Source organism: Bradyrhizobium sp. Gha (genome assembly GCF_900113735.1).
GTDB lineage: Bacteria > Pseudomonadota > Alphaproteobacteria > Rhizobiales > Xanthobacteraceae > Bradyrhizobium.
This window is the reverse complement of record NZ_FOQM01000008.1, coordinates 99605-122935: the sequence shown is the minus strand read 5'-3', so window position 1 is coordinate 122935 and position 23331 is coordinate 99605. Positions and strand designations below refer to the sequence as shown.

Annotated in this window: 22 protein-coding genes and 2 tRNA genes; 8 read left to right on the top strand and 16 right to left on the bottom strand. The window is 63.2% G+C overall.

Going from position 1 to position 23331, the window contains the following annotated elements:
* Positions 1 to 12: 12 nt before the first annotated feature.
* The 7 genes from BM222_RS13655 to BM222_RS13625 all read right to left on the bottom strand — a co-directional run bounded on the left by BM222_RS13655 (position 13) and on the right by BM222_RS13625 (position 7673).
* Positions 13 to 89: transfer RNA gene (locus tag BM222_RS13655), tRNA-Val, on the bottom strand.
* Positions 90 to 153: 64 nt separating this feature from the next.
* Positions 154 to 558, bottom strand: coding sequence for a GFA family protein (locus tag BM222_RS13650; RefSeq protein ID WP_092228762.1), 405 nt, complete (start codon positions 556 to 558; stop codon positions 154 to 156).
* 63 nt (positions 559 to 621) lie between these two features.
* The gene (lon, locus tag BM222_RS13645) at positions 622 to 3045 is read right to left on the bottom strand and encodes an endopeptidase La (RefSeq protein WP_092228761.1); all 2424 of its coding nucleotides are present in this window, start codon (positions 3043 to 3045) and stop codon (positions 622 to 624) included.
* Between the two features lie 324 nt (positions 3046 to 3369).
* A complete protein-coding gene (clpX, locus tag BM222_RS13640) occupies positions 3370 to 4641 on the bottom strand; it encodes an ATP-dependent Clp protease ATP-binding subunit ClpX (protein ID WP_018320118.1) in 1272 nt (423 codons plus the stop codon).
* A 452-nt stretch (positions 4642 to 5093) separates the two neighbouring features.
* Positions 5094 to 5729 (bottom strand): ATP-dependent Clp protease proteolytic subunit, encoded by a 636-nt coding sequence (locus BM222_RS13635; RefSeq protein WP_092228760.1) that lies wholly within the window; start codon positions 5727 to 5729, stop codon positions 5094 to 5096.
* 319 nt (positions 5730 to 6048) lie between these two features.
* Positions 6049 to 7407 carry a trigger factor gene (gene tig / locus BM222_RS13630; RefSeq protein WP_092228759.1) on the bottom strand — a complete coding sequence of 453 codons (1359 nt, stop codon included), beginning with the start codon at positions 7405 to 7407 and terminating at the stop codon, positions 6049 to 6051.
* Positions 7408 to 7588: 181 nt separating this feature from the next.
* A tRNA-Leu gene (locus tag BM222_RS13625) sits at positions 7589 to 7673 on the bottom strand.
* A gap of 154 nt (positions 7674 to 7827) precedes the next feature.
* On the opposite strand from BM222_RS13625, the gene BM222_RS13620 reads away from it, so the two are divergent.
* Complete coding sequence (locus tag BM222_RS13620) at positions 7828 to 9132, top strand: multicopper oxidase family protein (protein ID WP_092228758.1); 1305 nt, start codon at positions 7828 to 7830, stop codon at positions 9130 to 9132.
* A gap of 101 nt (positions 9133 to 9233) precedes the next feature.
* Here BM222_RS13620 and BM222_RS13615 read toward each other — a convergent pair whose 3' ends face one another.
* Positions 9234 to 10733, bottom strand: a complete 1500-nt coding sequence (locus BM222_RS13615; protein ID WP_092228757.1) for an NAD(P)H-hydrate dehydratase — start codon at positions 10731 to 10733, stop codon at positions 9234 to 9236.
* Positions 10734 to 11112: 379 nt separating this feature from the next.
* On the opposite strand from BM222_RS13615, the gene BM222_RS13610 reads away from it, so the two are divergent.
* Positions 11113 to 11451 (top strand): P-II family nitrogen regulator, encoded by a 339-nt coding sequence (locus BM222_RS13610; protein ID WP_007603495.1) that lies wholly within the window; start codon positions 11113 to 11115, stop codon positions 11449 to 11451.
* 150 nt (positions 11452 to 11601) lie between these two features.
* A complete protein-coding gene (glnA, locus tag BM222_RS13605; RefSeq protein WP_092228756.1) occupies positions 11602 to 13011 on the top strand; it encodes a type I glutamate--ammonia ligase in 1410 nt (469 codons plus the stop codon).
* Between the two features lie 111 nt (positions 13012 to 13122).
* Here the strand turns inward: glnA and BM222_RS13600 are convergent, their stop codons facing one another.
* Both BM222_RS13600 and BM222_RS13595 read right to left on the bottom strand, forming a co-directional pair.
* The gene (locus BM222_RS13600) at positions 13123 to 13656 is read right to left on the bottom strand and encodes an REP-associated tyrosine transposase (RefSeq protein ID WP_092228755.1); all 534 of its coding nucleotides are present in this window, start codon (positions 13654 to 13656) and stop codon (positions 13123 to 13125) included.
* Positions 13657 to 13944: 288 nt separating this feature from the next.
* Complete coding sequence (locus BM222_RS13595) at positions 13945 to 14718, bottom strand: gamma-glutamyl-gamma-aminobutyrate hydrolase family protein (protein WP_177243197.1); 774 nt, start codon at positions 14716 to 14718, stop codon at positions 13945 to 13947.
* Between the two features lie 247 nt (positions 14719 to 14965).
* Between BM222_RS13595 and BM222_RS13590 the strand changes: the two genes are divergently transcribed.
* The gene (locus BM222_RS13590; RefSeq protein WP_177243196.1) at positions 14966 to 16102 is read left to right on the top strand and encodes an AI-2E family transporter; all 1137 of its coding nucleotides are present in this window, start codon (positions 14966 to 14968) and stop codon (positions 16100 to 16102) included.
* Between the two features lie 63 nt (positions 16103 to 16165).
* Here the strand turns inward: BM222_RS13590 and BM222_RS13585 are convergent, their stop codons facing one another.
* The 6 genes from BM222_RS13585 to BM222_RS13560 all read right to left on the bottom strand — a co-directional run bounded on the left by BM222_RS13585 (position 16166) and on the right by BM222_RS13560 (position 19837).
* Positions 16166 to 16462, bottom strand: a complete 297-nt coding sequence (locus tag BM222_RS13585; RefSeq protein ID WP_092228752.1) for an antibiotic biosynthesis monooxygenase family protein — start codon at positions 16460 to 16462, stop codon at positions 16166 to 16168.
* A gap of 100 nt (positions 16463 to 16562) precedes the next feature.
* On the bottom strand, positions 16563 to 16799 hold the full coding sequence (locus tag BM222_RS13580; protein WP_092228751.1) for a hypothetical protein: 237 nt from the start codon (positions 16797 to 16799) through the stop codon (positions 16563 to 16565).
* Between the two features lie 58 nt (positions 16800 to 16857).
* Entirely contained in the window at positions 16858 to 18075 is a 1218-nt protein-coding gene (locus BM222_RS13575) for a GGDEF domain-containing protein (protein ID WP_092228750.1), read from the bottom strand.
* A gap of 228 nt (positions 18076 to 18303) precedes the next feature.
* Complete coding sequence (rpsI, locus tag BM222_RS13570; RefSeq protein WP_092228749.1) at positions 18304 to 18783, bottom strand: 30S ribosomal protein S9; 480 nt, start codon at positions 18781 to 18783, stop codon at positions 18304 to 18306.
* A 2-nt stretch (positions 18784 to 18785) separates the two neighbouring features.
* Positions 18786 to 19250, bottom strand: coding sequence for a 50S ribosomal protein L13 (rplM, locus tag BM222_RS13565; protein WP_008137961.1), 465 nt, complete (start codon positions 19248 to 19250; stop codon positions 18786 to 18788).
* A gap of 158 nt (positions 19251 to 19408) precedes the next feature.
* Entirely contained in the window at positions 19409 to 19837 is a 429-nt protein-coding gene (locus BM222_RS13560; protein ID WP_092228748.1) for a PaaI family thioesterase, read from the bottom strand.
* Between the two features lie 86 nt (positions 19838 to 19923).
* Between BM222_RS13560 and BM222_RS13555 the strand changes: the two genes are divergently transcribed.
* The 4 genes from BM222_RS13555 to BM222_RS13540 all read left to right on the top strand — a co-directional run bounded on the left by BM222_RS13555 (position 19924) and on the right by BM222_RS13540 (position 23316).
* Positions 19924 to 20748: an enoyl-CoA hydratase gene (locus tag BM222_RS13555; protein WP_177243195.1), complete on the top strand. Its 825-nt coding sequence runs from the start codon at positions 19924 to 19926 to the stop codon at positions 20746 to 20748.
* A 107-nt stretch (positions 20749 to 20855) separates the two neighbouring features.
* Complete coding sequence (locus BM222_RS13550) at positions 20856 to 21440, top strand: CoA-binding protein (RefSeq protein ID WP_092228746.1); 585 nt, start codon at positions 20856 to 20858, stop codon at positions 21438 to 21440.
* Positions 21441 to 21578: 138 nt separating this feature from the next.
* On the top strand, positions 21579 to 22859 hold the full coding sequence (locus BM222_RS13545; RefSeq protein WP_092228745.1) for an O-acetylhomoserine aminocarboxypropyltransferase: 1281 nt from the start codon (positions 21579 to 21581) through the stop codon (positions 22857 to 22859).
* A 115-nt stretch (positions 22860 to 22974) separates the two neighbouring features.
* The gene (locus BM222_RS13540) at positions 22975 to 23316 is read left to right on the top strand and encodes a hypothetical protein (protein ID WP_092228744.1); all 342 of its coding nucleotides are present in this window, start codon (positions 22975 to 22977) and stop codon (positions 23314 to 23316) included.
* Positions 23317 to 23331: the final 15 nt, after the last annotated feature.

Sequence of the window (23331 nt, the reverse complement as noted above, 5' to 3'; positions counted from 1 at the left end):
GCGAGCGAAGGCTGGTGGGCGGTCACGGATTCGAACCGCGGACCCTCTCGGTGTAAACGAGATGCTCTAACCAGCTGAGCTAACCGCCCCACGGCGCTTCTTTATCCCTACCCGCCCTGTACGGGCAAGTCCGGAACGAGGGTCCTCAGGCTCTCAATCCCCCGGCCGGCCCGGCAGCAGCGGCACTGCGTCGATCCAGACCGCGGCCGACTGGCACCAAATCTGCCTGACCGGGCGCAATTTGTCGCGCTGGCGGATCGAGCCCCAGCGAATGCCCCAATCGTCGGCCTGGTCGCCTTCGCCGCTGGTGAACACCGGGGAGCCGCAGTTGCCGCAAAAATGCTGGAAACGCATCCGGCCGTTATCGCCGCGCTTGCCGTAGACCTTGGGCGTACCGCCGGTGAGCTTGACATCACCAGCGTTGCAGACCGCCGTCACACGGAACGGCGAGCCCGTCAGGGCCTGACAGTCGCGGCAATGACAGACCGAGACCGCCTCGGGCTCGATGTCGGCCCTGAAGGTGATCTGTCCGCAATGGCATTGCCCGTCGACTTGCATCGCGTCCTCCCAACAAAAACGGCGCCCTAAGGCGCCGTTTTATCATCTTTCCGGGTTGCGATCTCAATGAGCGGTCAGGCCGCCGGCGGCTTCGTCGCCTTCCGGCTTCACCGTCACCTTGGTGTCCTCTTCCCAGACGATCGGCACCGGCGTCTTCACCAGCGCCTTGGCGACGACGTCGTCGAGACGGGAGACCGGGATGATCTCCATGCCGCCCTTGATCGCATCGGAAATCTCCGTGAGATCCTTGGCGTTGTCCTCGGGGATCAGCACCGTCTTGATGCCGCCTCGGGCCGCAGCCAGCAGCTTTTCCTTCAGACCGCCGATCGGTAGCACACGGCCGCGCAGCGTGATCTCACCGGTCATCGCGACGTCGTGGCGGACCGGAATGCCGGTCATGACCGAGATGATCGCGGTGGCCATCGCCACGCCCGCCGACGGTCCATCCTTCGGCGTCGCGCCCTCAGGCACGTGCACGTGGATGTCGCGGCGGTCGAACAGCGGCGGCTCGATGCCGTAGGTGATCGCGCGCGAGCGGACGTAGGACGCCGCCGCCGAGATCGACTCCTTCATGACGTCGCGCAAGTTTCCGGTGACCGTCATCTTGCCCTTGCCGGGCATCATGACGCCTTCGATGGTCAGGAGCTCGCCGCCGACATCGGTCCAGGCCAGGCCGGTGACGATGCCGACCTGCGGCTCGCTCTCGATCTCGCCGAAGCGGAATTTCGGCACGCCGAGCAACTCTTCCAGAGTCTTCTCGGTGACCTTGACCGACTTCTTCTTCGAGATCATCAGCTCCTTCACCGCCTTGCGGGCGAGCGTGGAGAGCTCACGCTCCAGATTACGCACGCCCGCCTCGCGGGTGTAGCGGCGGATCAACAGCAGCAGCGCGTCATCGTCGATCGAGAACTCCTTGGAGTCGAGGCCGTGCTTGGATACGGCGTTCGGGATCAGATGCTTGCGCGCGATCTCGACCTTCTCGTTCTCGGTGTAGCCCGCGATCCGGATGATCTCCATGCGGTCCATCAGCGGCCCCGGAATATTGAGCGTATTCGCGGTCGTGATGAACATGACGTTCGACAGATCGTAGTCGACCTCCAAATAGTGGTCGGCAAACGTGCCGTTCTGCTCGGGGTCGAGGACCTCGAGCAAGGCCGAGGACGGATCGCCGCGGAAATCGGCGCCCATCTTGTCGATCTCGTCCAGCAGGAACAGCGGATTGGACGACTTCGCCTTCCGCATCGACTGGATGATCTTGCCGGGCATCGAGCCGATATAGGTGCGGCGATGACCGCGGATCTCGGCCTCGTCGCGCACGCCGCCGAGCGAGACGCGGACGAACTCGCGGCCGGTCGCCTTCGCGATCGACTTGCCGAGCGAGGTCTTGCCGACGCCGGGAGGACCGACGAGACACAGGATGGGACCCGTCAGCTTGTTGGCGCGCGACTGCACCGCGAGATACTCAACGATGCGTTCCTTGACCTTTTCCAGTCCGTAGTGATCGGAGTCCAGGATGGCTTGCGCCTGCTCCAGATCCTTCTTCACCTTGGACTTCTTGTTCCACGGGATCGACAGCAGCCAGTCCAGATAGTTGCGCACGACGGTTGCTTCCGCGGACATCGGCGACATCTGGCGCAGCTTCTTCAATTCATGCTGCGCCTTGTCGCGCGCTTCCTTGGAGAGCTTGGTCTTGGAGATCTTCTCTTCGAGATCGGCGAGCTCGTCGCGACCGTCGTCGTCGCCGAGCTCCTTCTGGATCGCCTTCATCTGCTCGTTGAGATAATACTCGCGCTGGGTCTTCTCCATCTGGCGCTTGACGCGCGAGCGGATGCGCTTCTCGACTTGCAGCACCGAGATCTCGCTCTCCATCAGGCCCAGCACCTTCTCCAGGCGCCCGGTGACGGACAGTGTCTCCAGGATTCCCTGCCGATCCGCGATCTTGACGGCGAGATGCGAGGCAACGGTATCGGCGAGCTTGGCGAAATCGGTGATCGCCTGCACGACGCCGACCACCTCGGCCGAGATCTTCTTGTTGAGCTTCACATAGCTCTCGAAGTCGGACACGACCGAGCGCGACAGCGCCTCGGCCTCGACCGATTTCGCATCGGTGTCGGCGAGCGCAATTGCGGTCGCTTCATAATAGTCGGCGCGCTCGGTGTACTTCTCCACGCGCGCACGCTCAAGCCCTTCGACCAGCACCTTCACGGTGCCGTCGGGGAGCTTCAGGAGCTGCAGGACGCTGGCAAGCGTACCGGTCTCGTAAATGGCATTGGGTGCCGGATCATCGTCCGACGCATTCTTCTGCGTCGCGAGCATGATCAGCGCGTCGTTCTTCATCACCTCTTCGAGGGCACGGATCGACTTCTCGCGACCGACGAAGAGCGGAACGATCATATGCGGGAAGACGACGATATCGCGCAGCGGCAACACGGGATAGGCGTGCGCCTCGCCATGAACGATGGTTGGCCTGGGTTTTGGACTAGTCATGGCCTTTTCCTTTTGCTTTGCCCCCTCGCACGCAGTCCGCTTCTCTCATGCGCAACCGCCACAAGGTGCCGACTTGATCCACACATCCGGCCGACCATTCGAAGGTAGGACCGGGCTTGCCGGATCGGAACTGAGGCGAATCTTGAACAGAATTCTTGCTCGCCGCCGACATTAGGTGGCTATCGACCGGGGGGGTGTCAAGTCATTGAAAAACACGCGCCATCAGGCGCTTACGCACTGGGATGAGCGACGCAAATCCGGCTGCGGAAACATATCCGCAGCCGCTACCATGACAGACGACAGGAGCGTTCCAGCGCCGCAAAATCAGGCGCTGGCATTCTCGACGGCACGATCGGAGCGATCGGCATAGATGTAGAGCGGACGCGCCGTGCCTTCCACAACTTCGCGGGAAATCACGACCTCTTCCACACCCTCGAGGCCCGGCAGGTCGAACATGGTCTCGAGCAGGATTGCTTCGAGGATCGAACGCAGACCACGCGCGCCGGTCTTGCGCTCGATCGCCTTGCGGGCAACCGCGCCGAGCGCCTCGTCGGCGAAGGTCAGCTCGATGTTCTCCATCTCGAACAGCCGCTGGTACTGCTTCACCAGCGCGTTCTTCGGCTCGGTGAGAATCTTCTTCAACGAGGTCTCGTCCAGATCCTCGAGCGTCGCGACGACCGGCAGACGACCCACGAACTCGGGGATGAGGCCGTACTTCAGGAGATCCTCAGGCTCGACGTGACGGAAGATCTCGCCGGTGCGGCGGTCTTCCGGCGCCATCACCTGCGCGGCGAACCCGATCGAGGTGGAGCGGCCGCGCGCCGAGATGATCTTCTCGAGACCGGCGAAGGCACCGCCGCAGATGAACAGGATGTTGGTGGTGTCCACCTGCAGGAATTCCTGCTGCGGATGCTTGCGGCCGCCCTGCGGCGGGACCGAAGCCACCGTGCCTTCCATGATCTTGAGCAGCGCCTGCTGCACGCCCTCGCCCGACACGTCGCGCGTGATCGAGGGATTGTCGGACTTGCGGCTGATCTTGTCGATTTCGTCGATATAGACGATGCCGCGCTGGGCGCGCTCGACGTTGTAGTCGGCGGCCTGGAGCAGCTTCAGGATGATGTTCTCCACGTCCTCACCGACATAGCCGGCTTCGGTCAGCGTGGTCGCATCCGCCATCGTGAACGGAACGTCCAGGATGCGGGCGAGCGTCTGCGCAAGCAGCGTCTTGCCCGAACCGGTCGGACCGATCAGCAGGATGTTCGACTTCGCGAGCTCGACGTCGTTGTGCTTGGTCTGGTGGTTGAGGCGCTTGTAGTGATTGTGCACCGCGACCGACAGGACCTTCTTCGCATGGCTCTGGCCGATGACGTAATCATCCAGCACCTTGCAGATTTCCTTCGGCGTCGGAATTCCGTCGCGCGATTTGACCAGCGAGGACTTGTTCTCCTCGCGGATGATGTCCATGCAGAGCTCGACGCACTCGTCGCAGATGAAGACCGTGGGACCCGCGATCAGTTTGCGGACTTCGTGCTGGCTCTTGCCGCAGAACGAGCAATATAGCGTGTTCTTGGAGTCGCTCGTGCCGACCTTACTCATTCATGTCTCCGTCCGCGGTTCGATCCCGTCCGCTCGATCGTCCCATCCCGAAACGTTGGCGGGTAAGGGATTCAAATAGAGCAAATTCCGTACCAAAAAAGACCCTACGCGTTACATCCCGTGCGAATCACGGTCACTCGATACTCCGCGATCATAGCCCATCATTCGTAGCCAACCATGCTGTCACCCGACTATCAAGAATTCGCTAATCGGGGGCTCGCTGGCTACCCGTGACAATACCGTGATTTCACGTCTTGGCACGGGCGAAGTGACCGAAATCACCCCGGCGTTGCTGGATTACCACGAAAGAACCAGCACGAAAGCGGAACTTTCTGCCTGCCGCAGGGCGCAAAATGGGTTTTTTGCGCCGTCGCGAACGCATCCTTGACGAGAAGAACGCCGTGCTGACGATCCCACGCATCGCTGGGATCAAGGCTGCAGTCCCGGAAATACTACTGGGGCTTCGCGGGCGCAGCCTCTTCGGCGCGCTTGTCGATGACCTTGTCGACCAGACCGAATTCCTTGGCGTCGTTGGCGGTCAGGAACTTGTCGCGTTCCAGCGCGTCCTCGATCGTCTTGTAAGTCTGGCCAGTGTGCTTCACGTAGATCTCGTTGAGCCGCTTCTTCAGGTTCAGGATTTCCTGCGCGTGCAGCATGATGTCGGTGGCCTGGCCCTGGAAGCCGCCGGAGGGCTGGTGCACCATGATGCGCGCGTTCGGCAGCGAGAAGCGCATATCCTTCTCACCGGCGCAAAGCAGCAGCGAGCCCATCGAGGCGGCCTGGCCGGTGCACAACGTCGAGACTGGCGGGCGGATGAACTGCATGGTGTCATAGATCGCAAGGCCCGAGGTCACCACGCCACCCGGCGAGTTGATGTACATCGAGATTTCCTTCTTCGGGTTTTCCGCCTCAAGGAACAACAACTGCGCGACGATCAGCGTCGACATGCCGTCCTCGACCGGTCCGGTCACGAAGATGATGCGCTCTTTCAACAGGCGCGAGAAAATGTCGTAGGCGCGCTCGCCACGGTTGGTCTGCTCGACCACCATGGGCACGAGGTTCATGTAGGTTTCAACCGGATCGCGCATGAGTCACCTAGGGTTTAAGAGGCGGACATCGCCAGTCTTGGCTGCAGTTCTTGCCTGCAAGTCGGACTGGATGTGCCGGTCGGCCGATGGACGTCCCGTGATGCAGGAAGTTGGTAGAAGTAGAACGCGTAGGTACCGAGAGATATAGCGCAATTCGCGCCAGACAAGTACGGAGCGAATTAAGGCTGAATCCACCTGGCCCTTTGGGGGACTTGAAGCTGATTCTGGCAAAAAGGCCCAGCCGGCCATCTGGCTAGCTGGGCCTGTTCGCTGATCATCCTTAATAGAGGACTTTCTCAAAGAGAGCTGCTCAAGGCGCTCAGGCTGCAGTCTTTTCCTCGTCGTCCTTGTACAGGTCCTCGCGCGAGACCTTCTTCTCGGTCACGTTGGCGAGCTCGAGGATGAAGTCGACGACCTTGTCTTCGTAGATCGGTGCACGAAGCTGGGCCAGCGCCTGGGCATTGTTGCGGTAAAAGTCCCAGACTTCCTTCTCGCGGCCCGGCATCTGGCGCGCACGCTCGATCACGGCGCGGCCGACTTCGTCGTCGGTCACGGTGATCTTGTTCTTCTCGCCGATCTCGGAGAGCACGAGACCGAGACGCACGCGGCGGTCGGCGATCTTGCGGTATTCTTCCTTCGCCTTGTCCTCGGTGGTGTCCTCGTCGGCAAAGGTCTTGCCGGCCGAATCCATCTCGGCCTTGACCGAGTTCCACATCAGATTGAACTCCTCGTCGACCAGCGAGGGCGGTGCCTCGAAGCGATGGGCCTCGTCGAGACGATCGAGCAGCGCGCGCTTGACGCGCTGGCGCGTTGCACCGGCGTACTCGGCCGTGAGCCGCTCGCGCGCGGCTTCCTTGAGCTTGTCAAGCGATTCCAGGCCAAGCGTCTTGGCGAACGCGTCGTCGATGGCGACATCCTGCGGCGCCTCGATCAGGGTCGCAGTGGTTTCGAACTCGGCCGGCTGGCCGGCGAGCTTCTCGCTCATGTAGTTCTTGGGGAACGTCACTTTCAGCGTGCGCGTCTCGTTCGCGCCGATGCCGATCAGCTGCTCCTCGAAGCCGGGAATGAAGGTGTTGGAGCCGATCACGACCTGGATGCCGTCGCCGGTGCCGCCCTCAAAAGCTTCACCGTTGATGGTGCCCTTGAAGTTGATGGTGACGCGGTCGCCGGAGGCGGCCTTCTCGCCCTCGGCCTTGGCGGCATAGGTCCGGTTGCTGTCGGCGATGCGCTTGATCGCCTCGTCGACATCCGAATCGGACACGTCGGCAACGGGCTTCTCGACCTGGAAGGTCTTGAAGTCGGCGAGCGCGATGGCCGGCACCACTTCAATCGCAACCGTGTAGGTCAGGTCGGTCTTGCCGTTCAGCAACTCCTCGACCTCGGCCTGCTCGGTCGGCATCGTGATCTTCGGCTCGGTCGCGAGCTTGAAGCCGCGCTCGGAGAACAGCTGGGTGTTGGTGTCGCGGATGGTCTGGTCGATGGTCTCGGCCATCACCGACCGGCCATAGACCTTCTTGAGGTGAGTGACCGGCACCTTGCCGGGGCGGAAGCCGTTGAGGCGGACCTTGTCCTTGAGGTCGACGAGCTTGGCGCCAGCCTTGGCGTCGAGATCAGACGCGGGAACGCTGATCTTGAACTCGCGCTTCAAACCTTCCGAGAGGGTTTCTGTGACCTGCATGGCGTCCAATCTTCTTCCCGTTCGGTCCCGGCCCGCTACCCGCGTCGGGACGCTGTCATTAATCGATCCAGCGCGAGGCAAAACGCCTCAACGCCGGTGGTTCATCGAGCCCGGCCCCGGACGGAAAAGCTTCCGCGCGGAGCAAGGCTCCTCAGTAATCCGTGCAAACGCTGAAAGCGCTTGGTGCGGGCGGAGGGACTCGAACCCCCACAACTTTCGTCACTGGAACCTAAATCCAGCGCGTCTACCAGTTCCGCCACGCCCGCGTGAATTTGCATCTAGACCGGCCGCGATGCCGCGGGCGGCCGGGCTTATAACATGTGCCTGACTGTTCGCAGCAAAAAAATGGCCTGATAGAGACAGTCTCCAAGTAGGCACGATGGCTGGACTTATCCAGCGCCGCGTGGTCCGGATCGCTGCATGAAACCGCGGATATTTGACCTGAACAGGCGCGAGCTATTGGCTGGCCTCGCCGGCTCGGCCGCAGGCCTGCTGGGCGGGGGCGCAACACCGGTTACGACCACGCAGCTCGCCCTCCAGGCCCGCCCTGCGACGCTGGCTTTGAGGCCGGATCAGCCCCCTGCACCGATCTGGGAACTGGCTGCCGTAAGCCACCTCGGCAACGTCCATCTCAGGCGCGGCGACCGCTGCGAGGTGACTTTCCGGAACGCCCTGCCCGTGCCGCTTGCGCCCGCCTGGTCCGGGCTCAACGGCGCGGCGATAGCCGATCCCTTGCGGGGCCGCGCGCCTACCGCGCCGGACGCGACGGAAATATCAATCATTTCAATACCCAGCGCCGGAACCCTGGTAGCCGACTTCAGGCTGTTTGAGGACCGGCTGAAGCAGCCCGCGCGCCCGCTTCCGATCATCGCGGACGAAACCAGCCCCATCACCGTCGATCTTGACGAGGTCCTGCTGCTCGAAGAATGGCGCATCGGGCCGGACGGCATCGCAATTCCACCGGGCCGCGATCCCAAGGACACCACCCCCATCTACACGCTGAATGGGCGGACTTCATTCGAACTCTCAGCCTCGGTCGGCGACCGGCTACGGCTGCGCTTCATCAATGGCTCGCAACGGTCTGTTCTGGCGATCAAATTGGAAGGCCACGAGGTCCAGGTCGTGGCCCTGGACGGCCAGCCGGCCGAGCCCTTTCCGGCCCGCAACGGCGCCCTGGTACTGGCTCCCGGTGCTCGCGCCGATGCCTTCGTGGATGCCGCCACATCGGCCGCGTTCCTGCTGCATGACGGCAAAGAGGCGCGCCCGATCGGCCGCCTCGCGGTGTCCGGCAAGCCGGGGCGGCGCGCACCTCTGCCGCCACCGCAACCGCTCCCCTCCAACGACCTTCCGGAGAAGCTCGACCTGAAGGACGCCCTGCGGTGCGATGTCGCGCTCGGCGCGGCCGACACAGGCTGGGCCCGGACGGCCAATTTTTCCACCGCCTCCGCGCCCGCCTTCCGCGCCAAGATCGGCCGGACCGTCGTGCTGGCTGTGAAAAACCCCGCTCCCGTCACCAGCGTCTTCCACCTGCACGGCCACCATTTCCGCCTGCTCGACCGGCTCGACGATGGCTGGAAGCCCTATTGGCTCGACACGCTCGCCATCGAGCCCGGCCAGACCCAGCGCATCGCCTTCGCCGCAACTTCACCGGGACGATGGCTGATCGAATCCGTCCTGACCGACTGGGCCGCGCCGCGGCTTGTGCGGTGGTACGGGGTGGAGTGAGGCTACCGGCGCGTTCGCACCCATAGGTACCGCGCGTCGGGCTCCTTCTCCTCGTTGTTGCGCCGCCGCGCCCATGTCGGTGAGCGCGAGCGGCCGCAGCATCAGTACTCGATCCCGAGCGCGCCATAGATCCGCCGGTGCACGGCGGGCAGCGTCTCGGTCAGATCTTCGGCGATCAGGCCCGGCCCCGCTTCGCTTGCCGCCTCGCCATGCATCCAGACGCCGATGCTGGCGGCCTCGAACGCCGGCACGCCCTGCGCCAGGAGGCCTGCGATGATGCCCGCGAGCACGTCGCCGGCGCCGGCGGTGGCGAGCCAGGGCGGCGCATTGGCGGCGATGGTGGCGCGGCCGTCGGGCGCGGCGATCGTGGTGTCAGGGCCCTTCAACAGCACGACGGCCCCGGATCGTTCAGCGGCGGCCCGCACGCGCTTGAGCTTCGAGCGGCCCGGAGTCTTGTTGCTGAGATCGGAGAACAGCCGCGGAAACTCGCCCTCATGCGGCGTCAGCACCACCTGACCCCCTGACGACGACTTGATCGATTCAAACAGCCGCTCGGGATAGGCCGCAAAGCTCGTCAGCGCATCGGCATCGAGCACGACGTTACGCTGTGCCGTGATTGCGGTGTGAACCATATCGGCTGTGCGCTCACCGACCCCGGCGCCGGGGCCGATCATGCAGGTGTTGTAGCGAACGTCCTCGAGTAGCTCGCCGAACTCGACCACGGTGTCGACGGGACGCACCATTACGGCCGTGAGCGCGCTCGCATTGATGGCCAGCGCATCGCGCGGGCTCGCAAGTGTCACGAGACCCGCCCCGGCGCGCAAGGCGCCCCGGGCGGCCAATCGCGCAGCGCCGGTTGCGGCCGCATCGCCCGAGAGGGCCAGCACATGGCCGCGGGCATATTTGTGGCCGTCGATGCGCGGCACCGGAAAGGCGGCGCCCCAGAAGTCCGGATCGTTCTCAAATGTCTTCGGCGCAATCTCATCCAGCACCTGCGCGTCGATGCCGATGTCGGCGACGCGCACGCGGCCGCAATGCATGCGGCCCGGCAGCAGCAGATGCGCGGGCTTCTTGCGGAAGAAGGTGACCGTCTCGGTAGCGTTCACAGCAGCGCCCAGCACGGCCGCGCTGGTGCCGTTGATGCCGCTCGGCAGATCGACGGCCAACACCGGCGCGCCATTGGCATTGATCGCCTCGATCATCGCGCGCGCCTCGTCGTGGACGGAACGGTTGAGCCCCGCGCCGAACAGCGCATCGATGATCAGCGCCGGTCGTCCGATCGCCTGCGGATTGAACGGCAGCACGGGATGCTTCCAGCCACGCGCGGCCGAGGCCGCATCGCCCTGGAGCTGGTCGCGCTCGCACATCAGGATGACCGAGACCTCGCGGCCTTGCGCGGCGAGCTCGGCGGCTGCGACAAAACCATCACCGCCATTGTTGCCGGGCCCTGCGACGATCAGGATCGGCCCCTCCTCGACCAGCGCTTGGGCGGCTTCCGCGACCGCCTGGCCGGCGCTCAGCATCAGCTTGAAGCCGGGCGTGCCAGCCGTGATGCTGAGTTGATCAGCCCGTTGCATCTCGGCGGTGGTCAGAACTTCCATGCCACTTCCCTGGTCCAAACGCCTCTTGAACAAGCACCTGCCGTGCCGATTCGGCTTCCGGAACGACTGTTTGCACAGATATTGAACCGTTTGCCTATTTCGTAGTCTGCGGTATTTTGAGCCGTCCGGCTCCACCTATCAGAGATGCTCGTTAAAAGGCTGATAACGCTCCAATAATCAGGGCATTTGCAACTTGGCATAGACCCTGCTTTCGAGGAAGCCGCTTCGGTTCGTCGTGCTCACTGACATCTCCTGGGTGTGGCAGGCCGGTGTTGCCGGGCTGGTCAGGTCCCGGCATTACGAAGACAAGCTCGTGCGTTAAGAAAAGCGCATCCTGACGAAGACGTTGCTATTTGATCGAAAGGCCGGGAGGCGCGCAGTGAAGAAAATCGAAGCCATCATCAAGCCGTTCAAGCTCGACGAGGTGAAGGAAGCGCTTCAGGAAGTCGGCCTTCAGGGCATCACCGTGACCGAGGCCAAGGGGTTCGGCCGTCAGAAGGGCCACGCCGAGCTGTATCGCGGCGCAGAATACATCGTCGACTTCCTGCCCAAGGTGAAGATCGAGATCGTGATCGGCGACGATTTGGTCGAGCGTGCGATAGACGCGATCCGCCGCGCCGCGCAAACTGGCCGCATCGGCGACGGCAAGATTTTCGTCTCCAATATCGAAGAGGCGATCCGCATCCGAACCGGCGAATCCGGGCTGGACGCTATATGAGCCGGGTGCTATCCCGAATTTTGCGACACTCTGAAAGAAAAAAGGCTGCTTCGGCGGCCTGATTTCGTTTGTGCGGTTGCGCAAACTCGCCGAAAGCGAGAACGAATCTGCTCATCTGGAAACCGACCCGCAGAGCCAAAAGGGGTATGCATGAAGACCGCCAAAGACGTCCTGAAATCGATCAAGGACAACGACGTTAAGTACGTCGACCTGCGCTTCACCGATCCGCGCGGCAAGTGGCAGCACGTGACGTTCGACGTCAGCATGATCGACGAGGACATTTTCGCCGAAGGAACCATGTTCGACGGCTCCTCGATCGCCGGCTGGAAGGCGATCAACGAGTCCGACATGTGCCTGATGCCCGATCCGGTGACCGCGACGATCGATCCGTTCTTTGCCGAAACCACCATGGTCATCACCTGCGACGTGCTCGAGCCGACCACCGGCGAACCTTACAACCGCGACCCCCGCGGCATCGCCAAAAAGGCCGAGGCCATGGTGAAGTCGATGGGCGTGGGCGACAGCGTGTTCGTCGGCCCCGAAGCCGAGTTCTTCGTGTTCGACGACGTCCGTTTCTCCTCCGGCCCCTACAACACCGGCTTCCGCGTCGATTCCTCCGAGCTGCCGACCAACTCCGACACCGAATATGAAGGCGGCAATCTCGGCCACCGTATCCGCACCAAGGGCGGCTACTTCCCCGTCCCGCCGCAGGACTCGGTGCAGGACATGCGCTCCGAGATGCTCGGCGCCATGGCCAAGATGGGCGTCAAGGTCGAGAAGCATCACCACGAGGTTGCTTCCGCCCAGCACGAGCTCGGCATGAAATTCGACACGCTGACGCTGATGGCCGACCACATGCAGATCTACAAATACTGCATCCATCAGGTCGCGCACATCTACGGCAAGACCGCCACCTTCATGCCGAAGCCTGTTTATGGGGACAACGGCTCGGGCATGCATGTGCACCAGTCGATCTGGAAGGACGGCAAGCCGGTGTTCGCCGGCAACAAGTACGCCGACCTGTCGGAGACCTGCCTCCATTACATCGGCGGCATCATCAAGCATGCCAAGGCGATCAACGCCTTCACCAACCCCTCGACCAACTCCTACAAGCGCCTGGTCCCGGGCTATGAGGCCCCCGTGCTGCTCGCCTACTCCGCGCGCAACCGCTCGGCCTCCTGCCGCATCCCCTACACCGCTTCGCCGAAGGCCAAGCGCGTCGAGGTGCGCTTCCCCGATCCGCTCGCCAATCCCTATCTCGGCTTCGCCGCGATGCTGATGGCGGGCCTCGACGGCATCAAGAACAAGATCGATCCGGGTCCGGCGATGGACAAGGACCTCTACGATCTGCCGAAGGAAGAGCTGAAGCAGATCCCGACCGTCTGCGGCAGCTTGCGCGAGGCGCTCGAAAATCTCGACAAGGACCGCGGCTTCCTCAAGGCCGGCGGCGTGTTCGACGATGACTTCATCGATGCTTACATCGAGCTGAAGATGACCGAAGTCGCCCGCTTCGAAATGACCCCACACCCGGTCGAGTTCGACATGTATTATTCGGGCTAAGTGGCTCGAACGATCAGAACACGCGAAGGGCGCCCCTCGGGGCGCCCTTTTGTTGTGTGCGATCGTAGGGCGGATTAGCCGAAGGCGTAATCCGCCAAACGCTCTCGCCAATCACCCACGCTCGCCAAATTCTCCCTCTGCACCACTATCTCCCGCCCAATCCTCAGGGAACAATCCCGCCCGCACATCTCGATGAAATGACGAATGCGGCCAATCCAGCACGCGCGTGACATGTCCGTGCTTCACGGGGTTGATGTAGCAATACTCAACATGGCGTGCGTAGTCGGCCTCATCACGAATGAGGTGCTCCCAGAACCGGTTCTGCCAAACACCGCGCTGTTTCCCTGCAATCTGCACGACGCTCAACGGCTCCGTCTTCGGCAAGGTTTTGGCAAAGCGCGTCTTGATCAGTCTCCACCGCACGGAAAAGTCAGAGTCGTCGCCTGGAAGCGTCCAGATGGCATGAAGATGGTCCGGAAGAACGACGAAGGCATTGATCGTGAAAGGGTAGTCCTGGCGTGTAGCCGCTACGGCCCTGCGTAAGGCCACGATGTGGTCGACAAGCAGCCTCTGCCGGCGGTCAAGCAGGTTGACGGTGAAGAACCAGCAACCACCCGGAACAGATGCACGTCGGTAGTTTGGCATCGGGAGCGCCCACCCGAGACGGCAGGTTACGCCTTCGGCTAATCCGCCCTACGGACAATTCTAAGCCATCAACTTTCGTTCTGCATCTGACTCCACTTCGTTCTCAAAGAACGAATCGGAATCGCAAAAACCGGTGCGCGTTGAATCTTGCTGATTGGTTTACGTCGCCCGCGATATGCCATCGAAGCCATCTAGATTGCCGCCGCGGAGAAAGTCTGGATTGCGGCGCTGCGCTCGCAATGACGATGCGCCGAGAGCGCGCCCGAGGGTTCCCGCCGAACGCTCGGCCTACGCCGCAGCCCTCTGCTTCGCCACCATCGCTTCGCCAAAGGCCTCGAACAGCTTGCGATTGACGGGATTGCGCTGGGGATCGTATTCGGCGTGCCATTGCACGCCGAGCGCGAAGGTCGAGGCTTCCGCGATGCGGATGGCTTCGATGGTGCCGTCCTCGGCGACGCCTTCGATCAACACGCGCTTGCCGGGATCGAGGATGCCCTGCCCGTGCAGCGAATTGACCCGGATCTTCTCGCAACCGAGCAGCTTTGCGAAGGCGCCGCCCGGCGTCAGGTCGACGTCGTGACGGTCGGCGAACACCACGGTCGGATCGGGATGGATCTCGCCATTCTCGAGTCGGGGCATGCGGTGGTTCATGCGGCCGGGAAGCTCGCGGATCTCGGGATGCAGCGAGCCGCCGAAAGCGACGTTCATCTCCTGCAGGCCGCGGCAGATGCCAAACAACGGGATACCGCGCGAGACGCAGGCGACCGAGAGCGCCAGCGCGACCTCGTCGCGGTGAATGTCGTAGGGCTCGTGCTTCTCGCAGGGGTCCATGTTGAACCGGGTCGGATGGACGTTGGCGCGGGCGCCGGTCAGCACGATGCCGTCGACGGTATCAAGCAGTGCCGCGATATCGGTGATGTCAGGGGAGCCCGCGAACATCACCGGCAAGCCGCCGGAGACCTCGGCCACGGCGCGCAAATTGCGCTCGCCGACCATCTGGACCTGAAATCGATTTTCAACGCGATGGGCATTCCCGATCACGCCGACGACCGGTTTTCTCATCTCCCGTTCCGACCTCCCCGCCGAAGAAGATTCTCCAAACATGCCCCCCGGATGGAACAAATTCAACAGAGCGGATCACGGGACGGCAATGCTATTTTCGCGCAAATGCGCCTGTCCCGGCCCCCCCGTCGGGCCGCGGCGTCGGCTTTTGGCCGAGGACGACTCATGCCGGGTGCACGGTCCCGGCTTGATCACGGCTCAGATTTCACGAAAGAGTGCTTTCCGCGCGCTTCGCAGAGGACATGATGTGACCGTCTCCAGAGATGAACAGGCCAAAACCCGCTTTGATCTCGCCTGGGCCATTGCCGTCGGCGGCATCGCCGTGGTGCTGTTCACCGCGGCGCTGCTCTTCACCTGGTATTTTGCCGCCACCCTGCTGCTGATTTTCGCCGGCATGCTGCTCGGCGTCGGGCTCAATGCACTCACCAACGCGCTCGGCCGCCGTGTCCGGCTGCCGCATGCCGTGCGGCTCGCGATCGTCTGCGTCGCGCTTGCCGCCATGCTGTCCGGTGTCGCCTATCTCGGCGGTGCAACCATCGCCGAGCAGGCCTCGCTGCTGAGCAACACCATCAAGTCGCAGATCGGCAATGCGAAGTCCTTCCTGGACAACCACGGCATCGACACCAGCTTCTTCGAGTTCGGCAACGGTGGATCTGACACCGCGGCCAGTACGCCGGACTCGACACCTTCGCCGGCAGCGCCCTCGCGCGGCCCGTTATCCGGCGCCGGCGCGCTGGCCTCCAGCGGAGGAGCGATCGTGAGCCAGACTTTCAAGCTGCTGCTCGGCACCATCCACGGTGTGGGAAACATCTTCATCGTGCTGTTTCTGGGGCTGGCCTTCGCCGCGCAGCCCGGCGTCTATCACGACGGCCTGCTGTTTCTCGCCCCGGCCAGGCACCGCATGCGCGCGACCCTGATCATCGACCACATCGGTGAGACGCTGGAGCGCTGGCTGATCGCGCAGATCATCGTGATGCTCGCAGTCGGCGCGGTGACCTGGATCGGGCTTGCCGTCATCGGCATCCCCGGCTCGTTCATCCTGGGAATTCAGGCCGGCCTGCTCGCCTTCGTCCCGACCGTCGGCGCCATCATCGCGGGGCTCGTGGTGGTGCTGGCGAGCCTCGCCTCGGGTTGGATCCCCGCGCTGTCGGCGTTGATCCTGTTCCTCGGCGTGCACACGATGGAGAGCTACGTCCTGACGCCGATCCTCCAGCGCCAGGCGCTGGACATCCCGCCCGCCACGCTGTTCGCGTTCCAGATCCTGCTCGGCGTGGTCTTCGGAATCTGGGGCCTCGCGCTGGCGCTGCCACTGGTCGCCATCGCCAAGGTCATAATCGACCATTTCAAGACGTATGAGGCGCCACCCCTTGCAGAGGCGGCGTAGAGCATGATCCGGAAAAGTGTGCAGCGTTTTTCTGAAAAGATCATGCTGCCAAAATAAATCGCCTCAGGTCGTCAGCACGGTCTCGGTGTGCTCGACATCAGGAGGTGAAGCGAAATACTGGCCGACGAGGCCGCGCCATTCGGTGAAATTCTCGGAGCCGCGGAAGTCGACAGTATGGTTCTCCAGCGTCGCCCACTTCACCATCAGCCGGTAGCGCTGCGGCTTCTCGATCGACTTGTGCAGCTCGAAACCCTGAAAACCCTTGGAGCGGCCAAAGGCGGCCTTGGCCTTGGCGACAGCGGCCTCAAAATCCTTCTCGCTGCCCGGCTTGACGTCGATTTGCGCGATCTCGGTGATCATTGGTTTCCACCCCGTTGTTTGGTGACGGGTGTCTAACGCACCCAGGACCAAAGAAAAAGGCGCCGAAATGGCGCCCTGCCCGGCCGAAAATGCGTCGCTCTCAGGCGAACAGCAGCACGGTTCCGGCAACGACAAGCGCACAACCAAGGAACAGCGCGATCGGCCAGTGGCCGCGGGTCTGCGCGTAGCGCCCCTGGGCGCGCCGTTCGGCGATCAACGCGCTCTCGTATTCGTCCGCGGTCGAGAACAGACAGGCAAAGCCGCCGCGTGCCGAGCTTGCGGCGGCTTCGAGCGACATCAGGGCAGCTTGCGGGTTCTGTCGACGGATCGATTCCATGACCGCAATGGTAGGAACCGAACGGTAAACAGAGGATTACCCGCAAGCCCCAACCACGTCAGGCCGCCGGCTGCATCTTTGGAACAGCGGTCCGGGCCGCGCTCTGGCGGCGCCAGTTTTCCAGCGACAGCGGCAGCTCCTCAGCCGCCTCGACGCGGTTACGGCCGCCGCGCTTGGCCTGGTAGAGCGCGGTGTCGGCCGAAGCCAGCAGCACCTCGAGCTCGGTGCCGGCGGGACCGCCCGCGACACCAATGCTGACGGTGGTATCGACCGCGCCCTCGTCGACCACGATGCCCGATGTCTCGAACGCCTCGCGCACGCGCTCGGCGACCAAGACGCCTTCCTCCAGCGCGCAGGGCAGCAGCGCGGCGAACTCCTCGCCGCCGATGCGGCCCGACAGGTCCGAGATGCGCAAATTGTTGACGACGATGGTCGAGAACAGCTTCAGCATCTCGTCGCCGGCGGGATGCCCGAAGCGGTCATTGATCGACTTGAAATGGTCGATGTCGAAGATCATCACCGTCACCGGGCGGCCGCCCTTGGCCTCGCGCTCGATCACGCGCCCACAGGCTTCCGAGAAGCCGCGACGGTTGAGCATGCCGGTCAGCGGATCGGTCGACGCGGCGGTGCGGTGCGCGGTGACGGTGCGCTCGGACACCAGCATGAAGATCACGAACACGGTGCCGACGGCATAGAGCACGAGCTCGACCGCGAACACGGTGACCCAGATGCTGCCGGAGAAACCCACGTCGTTCGGGCGCAGCAAGCTGCCGAGCAGGATCGGCAGCATCAGCACGCAGCCGTGCATCACCGGCACGACGAAAGCCGGCCAGCGCCGTTGCAGGCTCTTGCGCCGTTCGACCCAGAGCTCGCTCGCGGTCAGCGCCGCATAGACCGAGACGATGCCGGCACCGATCATCATGCGCAGCATCGATGCAGCGGGATCGAGCAACGTCACGGCCGCGACCCAGGCGAGCGCGCCGAGCACGAGACCGGGCCAGTTCGGCTTGCGGCCGTGGAAGACGCGTGCCGCATTCCACACCATGCCGCAGGCGACGAACCCGACGGCGTTCAGCGCGAGATGGAGATGCGGGCCGAGCTTGTCGCCGGTCGCCGTCCACAGCGCCACGGACGCCGCGCCGAGCAGATAGGCGGTGCCCCACCATTTCAGCGCTGGGCTGTTCTCCTGTTTGCCGAAAAACACCATCATGGCGCCGAGCAACGCGGCGATCATCGTGGCGACCAAATAGAGCGTGATGCTATCGAGCGACATCATGTCGGCCCCCTGTTGAACATAGCAGTTACGCGATCGGCAATCCGATTTGCGCGCCCTTCCGGATGCGACGCTATGTCCCGCGAGTTCCATTCAGGTTTTCACGCGAAGCCAAGTTTTCGGGAAACACGCCATCAATTTGCGTACAAACGAACAACAAAAAAGGCGCTGAAATCAGCGCCTTTTTGCCTCTCATTGGAGCCGCTTTCGCGGCGAATGTGACCGAAGCGATTAACGCTTCGAGAACTGGAAGGACCGGCGGGCCTTGGCCTTGCCGTACTTCTTGCGCTCGACCACGCGGGAGTCGCGGGTGAGGAAGCCGCCCTTCTTGAGCACGCTGCGCAGCTCGGGCTCGAAATAGGTGAGAGCCTTGGAGATGCCATGACGCACGGCACCAGCCTGACCGGACAGACCGCCGCCGGCCACGGTGCAGATCACATCATACTGGCCGGAACGCGCGGCCACGGAGAACGGCTGCTCGATCATCATGCGCAGCACGGGACGAGCGAAATAGACCGCGAGCTCGCGCGAATTGACGGTAACCTTGCCGGCGCCGGGCTTGATCCAGACGCGGGCGACCGCGTCCTTGCGCTTGCCGGTGGCGTAGGCGCGGTTGAACTTGTCGACCTTCTTCTCGTGCTTGGGCGCGTCGGGCGCCGCGGCGGTCTTGAGCTGCGAGAGCTGGTCGAGCGACTGAATGGATTCGGCCATGATTATGCGGCCCTCGTGTTTTTGCGGTTCAACTTGGCGATATCGATCTTCTCGGGGGTCTGGGCCTCGTGCGGATGATCGGCACCGCCATAAACACGAAGGTTGCCCATCTGGACGCGGCCGAGCGGACCACGCGGGATCATGCGCTCGACGGCCTTCTCGAGCACGCGCTCGGGATGCTTCCCTTCAAGGATCTGGCGCGCGGTGCGCTCCTTGACGTGACCGACATAGCCGGTGTGCTTGTAGTAGGTCTTCTGCTCGCGCTTGCGACCGGTGAGGACCGCATGCTGCGCATTGATGATGATGACGTTGTCACCACAATCAACGTGGGGGGTGTAGGTCGGGAGGTGCTTGCCGCGCAGGCGCATGGCAACGATGGTGGCGAGGCGGCCGACGACCAGACCCTTGGCGTCGATCAGCACCCACTTCTTCGTCACCTCAGCCGGCTTTGCCGAAAAGGTTTTCATGTCAGAGTTTCCGTGGACGGGGAGCATCGGCGCGAACACCGCACCGGACTGGGCGGCTTTCTAGAGAAGAGACGTGCAACCGTCAACGTCCCGCGACCGAATTTATAGAAGCAAAATCAGCATCTTAAAAATATGGTGCGATATTACCTGCAAAAAGATCAAACATTTGGAATGGAATAAGTCGAGGTGACATGGGCGATCGGATCGGGCGACGTGCCGGACAGCAGGTTAACCTCCCCGACCGCGAGACGCTTGCCGAGCTTCAGAAGGCGGGCCTCCGCCAGCACATCCTGTCCCGGCAGGCCCTTGCGCAGGAAATTGATGCTCAGATTGGTGGTCACCGCGAGCCCGACCGGCCCGATGGCTGACAGCAGCACGACGTACATGGCGAAATCGGCCAACGCCATCAGCGTGGGGCCGGACACGGTTCCACCCGGCCGCAGCATCCGTTCGCTGAAGCGCTGGCGCAAAAGACAGGTCTGGCCGTCGGCGCTCTCGATCGTGATGTCGTCGCCACCGAAGGCCTGGGGAAACTCGTCGCGGAGAAACTGCTCGACCTCCGCCACGCTCATTTTCGCTGCCGCCATGCTGTTCCCCACCCTCGCTTCGCGTCGCCTGCTACATTAGGTTATCTGCATCATCTCACTGTAATAATCCAACCGGAAACGCCGCCATGTCAGCCCAGGCCGCCCGCGCCCCCTCGCCGCATCAGCCAATTCTGCTGCGCGAAATGGTCGGCTCCATCGCGGTGCTGACCCTCAACCGGCCGGCCGCGCGCAACAGCCTGTCGACCGCGATGATCGCCAGCCTGCATGCCGAGCTCGATGCGATCCGCGACGACAAGGCCGTCCGCGGCGTCGTGCTTGCGGCCAACGGTCCCGCCTTCTCGGCCGGTCACGACATCAAGGAGCTGACCGCGCGCCGAACCGATCCCGATCGCGGCCGCGCCTTTTTCGCGGAAACCATGAACGCCTGTAGCGCGATGATGCAGGCGATCGTGCATCTGCCCAAACCGGTGGTCGCCTCCGTCCAGGGCATCGCGACCGCGGCCGGCTGCCAGCTCGTGGCCAGCTGCGATCTCGCGATCGCCTCCGAAATCGCAAGCTTCGCCACGCCCGGCGTCGACATCGGCCTGTTCTGCTCGACGCCGATGGTGGCACTGTCGCGCAACGTGCCGCGCAAGCAGGCGATGGAGATGCTGCTGACGGGCGAGCCGGTCCCGGCCGCGCGCGCCCGCGAGATCGGCCTCGTCAATCGCGTCGTCGCGGCGGGCACCGAGCGCGACGCGGCGATGGCGTTGGCGCAACAGGTCGCGCTGAAATCCGCCTACACCATCAAGCTCGGCAAGGAAGCGTTCTACCGCCAGGCCGAGATGAGCCTTGCGGATGCCTATCGCTATGCGGCAGAGGTGATGACCGAGAACATGATGGCCCGCGACGCCGAAGAAGGCATCGGCGCTTTCATCGAGAAGCGCGCGCCGACATGGCGGGATGAGTGACATTCGTCATTGCGAGCGAAGCGAAGCAATCCAGAAATCCCTCCCCGGAAACAGGCTGGATTGCTTCGTCGCTTCGCTCCTCGCAATGACAGCAAAAAGAGCGGCACATGAACCACGACTCCTATCCCGACAACTACATCCGCAGCATCCTCAACGGCGTGAAGTCGATCGCGATGGTCGGCGCCTCACCGGTCAACGTGCGGCCGAGCTATTTCGCATTCAAATATCTGGCGCAGCGCGGCTACGACATGATTCCCGTCAACCCCGGCCATGTCGGGAAGGATCTGCTCGGCAAGCCGTTCGTCGCCTCGCTGCGCGACATCGGCCGCCCCGTCGACATGATCGACATCTTCCGCAATTCCAGCCACATCATGCCTGTTGTCGACGAAGCGCTCACGCTCGATCCGCTGCCCAAGGTGATCTGGATGCAGCTTGGCGCGCGTGACGATGCGGCGGCGGAAAAGGCCGAGGCCGCGGGCATCAAGGTCGTGATGAACCGCTGCCCCAAGATCGAATATGGCCGGCTGTCGTCGGAGATTTCCTGGATGGGCGTCAATTCGCGCACGCTGAGCTCCAAGCGCGCGCCGGCGCCGACCCAGGGCATGCGCCTGTCCCTCAATCGGATGAGTGTCGGCGGCGGCGACACCGCGGCCTCGGATCGCGCGGCCAAAAACAAGAGCGAGCAAAGCTGACGCAATCGCGAAGGATCCGTTTCGCGAACGCGTCAACGCGCAGCACGGTCGTTGCAATGTGAAGCCGCGGCTTGACGCCGGGCGCGGCGCCGATCAGCATGCCGCCCGATTTCAGATCACAAGAACAGGACGCCCTCAATGAGCGATCGCCTTCCGGGATTTTCGACCCTCGCCGTGCATGCCGGTGCACAGCCCGATCCGACCACCGGTGCGCGCGCGACTCCGATCTATCAAACCACCTCGTTCGTCTTCAACGACGCCGACCACGCCGCCTCGCTGTTCGGCCTGCAGGCGTTCGGCAACATCTATACCCGCATCGGCAACCCGACCAATGCCGTGCTGGAAGAGCGCGTTGCCGCGCTCGAGGGCGGTACCGCCGCGCTTGCCGTGGCCTCGGGCCATGCCGCGCAGGTCGTGGTGTTGCAGCAATTGCTCCAGCCCGGCGACGAATTCATCGCCGCGCGAAAGCTTTATGGCGGTTCGATCAACCAATTCACGCACGCGTTCAAGAGCTTTGGCTGGAACGTGGTGTGGGCCGATCCTGATGATGTCGCGAGCTTCGAGCGCGCGGTGACGCCGCGCACGAGAGCGATCTTCATCGAGTCCATCGCCAATCCCGCCGGCAGCATCACCGATATCGAGGCGATCTCGACGGTCGCACGCAAGGCGGGCGTGCCGCTGATCGTCGACAACACGTTGGCCTCGCCCTATCTGATCCGGCCGATCGACCACGGCGCCGACATTGTCGTGCACTCGCTGACAAAATTTTTGGGCGGCCACGGCAATTCGCTCGGCGGCATCATCGTCGATGCCGGCACGTTCGATTGGTCGACCGGCGGTAAATATCCGATGCTGTCGGAGCCGCGACCGGAGTATCATGGCATCCGTCTGCAGGAGACATTTGGCAATTTCGCGTTCGCCATCGCCTGCCGCGTGCTGGGCCTGCGCGACCTCGGACCGGCGCTGTCGCCATTCAACGCGTTCATGATCCTCACCGGCATCGAGACGCTGCCGCTGCGGATGCAGAAGCACTGCGACAACGCCAAGGCGGTTGCCGAATTCCTCGCCGGCCATTCGGCGGTGGCTTCGGTGAACTATGCGGGCTTGGCAAGCGACAAGTACAACCAGCTCGCGCGCAAATACGCGCCGAAGGGGGCGGGCGCCGTGTTCACCTTCAGCCTGAAGGGCGGCTACGACGCCGGCGTCAGCCTGGTGTCGAAACTGCAGCTGTTCTCGCACCTGGCTAATGTCGGCGACACCCGCTCTCTGGTGATCCACCCGGCCTCGACCACCCATAGCCAGCTCGACGACGCCGCCAAGACCAAGTCCGGCGCAGGCCCCGACGTGGTCCGGCTCTCTATCGGCATCGAGGACAAGGAAGACCTGATCGCCGATCTGGAGCAGGCGCTCGGCGCCTAACTGCGCCTTCCGGGGCGGTGCTCAAAACCGCCCCGGAACGACGACCTCGTTAACCGTCATTAACCACACCTGCCCCATACATCGTCCTTGGACCGCCCTTGATTCGGAGCCGACGATGCTGCGCTGGATGGTGCCTGCCCTGGCAGTGATGCTGACGGTTTCAGTTGCAGATGCCGCCGACTTGTCGGCCCATCCGAAGCGGCGCGTCGTCGCGCCGCAGGAACCGCCGCAGGTCTACGTCGAGACCGATCCGGATGCGCTGATCTCGCCGGCCGATGGCATCGGCAGCTACGTCCGTAATCTGCCAGGCACGCCGCTGTTGCCGGGCTCCCGTACACTGCCGGGCTATTACGGCCGCCCGTGGGACTACGACTATCAGGGTTCGTATTACGGCGGGAAGCAGGTCGATTATTTCTGGCGCCTGCCCTACGCGTGCGGCATCTACGGTTATTGCTGATGAGCCGGGCTGATG